Here is a 1,219-nt window from a genome sequence, read left to right on the forward strand (position 1 = left end):
GGCGGAAGGTACCTGACCGACACCGTCAAGGGCACGTTCGGGCGCGGTGTGCGGCTGCTGGGGCCCGACCGGGTGCGGCTGGACTTCAACTACGCCTACAACCCTTCGTGCGCCTACTCGCCGCGCTGGACCTGCCCGCTGGCGCCGCACGAAAACCGGCTCGGCGCCGGCATTCACGCGGGCGAGCTCGCCTACGAGTTGCCAAAGGAACCTTTGCAAAGATAGCTTTGCGGTATGGACGCGACCGCGAAGCTCAACCCGACCCTGCTGCGCGGGCTGGCCCACCCGCTGCGTGTGCGGATGCTGGGCCTGCTGCGCGAATTCGGGCCGGCCAACGCCACCATGCTGGCCCAGCGGCTGGGCCAGTCCACCGGCATGACCAGCTACCACCTGCGGCAGCTGGCGCAGTACGGATTCGTCGTCGAAGACCCCGACTCGCCCCGCGACGCCCGCGAACGCTGGTGGAAGGCAGCCCACCGGACGACCATTCTGGACAGTGACGCGATCGAGGAGGCCCCGGGCGAGTCGGAGGCCTACATGCGCGCGGTCGCCGCCCAATACGCCGAGCGCGTCGACCGGTGGCTCAACGAGCGCGCCTCGCTGCCGCCGCAGTGGCACGGCGCGGCGACGCTGTCGGACTTCCGGCTGCGCCTGACCCCCGAGGAGGGCCGGCGCCTGCACGACGAGCTGTTCGCGCTGGCCGCCCGGTACCGCCGCGACGACGAATCCGAGCCCGGCGACGGGGACAAGGTCGTGCTGCAGTTCCAGATCATGCCGTTCCCGCAGCCATGACCCGCCGCGGATTCCACGCGCTGCTGGCCGCGCAGGCCGTCTCGCTGATCGGCAGCCGGATGAGCGTGATCGCGCTGCCGTGGTTCGTGCTGGCCACGACAGGCAGCGCCGCCAAGACCGGTGTCGTGGCCTTCGCCGAGATGGCGCCGTACGTGCTGGCGTGCGCGCTGGGCGGGCCGCTGCTGGACCGCATCGGGCACCGCCGCGCCAGCCTCATCGCCGACACCGCCAGCGCCGTGGCGGTGGCCGCGATCCCCGCCCTGCACGCCACCGGCCTGAGCTTCGCTGGGCTGGTCGCCCTCGTCGCGGTCACCGGGACGCTGCGCGGCTGCGGCGACCTGAGCAAGCGGGTGCTGTTCCCGCGCACCGCCAAGGCCTGCGGCGTGGACAGCACCCGCGCGGCCGCACTGAGCGACGGGGTCAGCCG

2 protein-coding genes and 1 pseudogene are annotated in these 1,219 nt (G+C 72.4%); all 3 read left to right on the top strand.

Annotated elements, in window-relative coordinates:
* A partial coding sequence (locus tag DM816_RS41945; RefSeq protein WP_117215948.1) for a DUF1684 domain-containing protein occupies window positions 1-225 on the top strand: 225 nt, incomplete at its 5' end.
* 9 nt (window positions 226-234) lie between these two features.
* Entirely contained in the window at window positions 235-792 is a 558-nt protein-coding gene (locus DM816_RS41950) for a helix-turn-helix domain-containing protein (RefSeq protein ID WP_117215949.1), read from the top strand.
* Window positions 789-1,219: pseudogene (locus tag DM816_RS41955) on the top strand (MFS transporter); the annotation flags it as partial. The gene DM816_RS41950 and the pseudogene DM816_RS41955, both read left to right, overlap by 4 nt.

Origin of the sequence: Allorhizocola rhizosphaerae, from assembly GCF_003426775.1 — a bacterium.
GTDB classification, from domain to species: Bacteria; Actinomycetota; Actinomycetes; order Mycobacteriales; family Micromonosporaceae; genus Allorhizocola; species Allorhizocola rhizosphaerae.

Bases quoted from the DNA above. Each gene is read 5' to 3' on its own strand.
- DM816_RS41950 (WP_117215949.1), top strand. From the start codon at position 235: ATGGACGCGACCGCGAAGCTCAACCCGACCCTGCTGCGCGGGCTGGCC.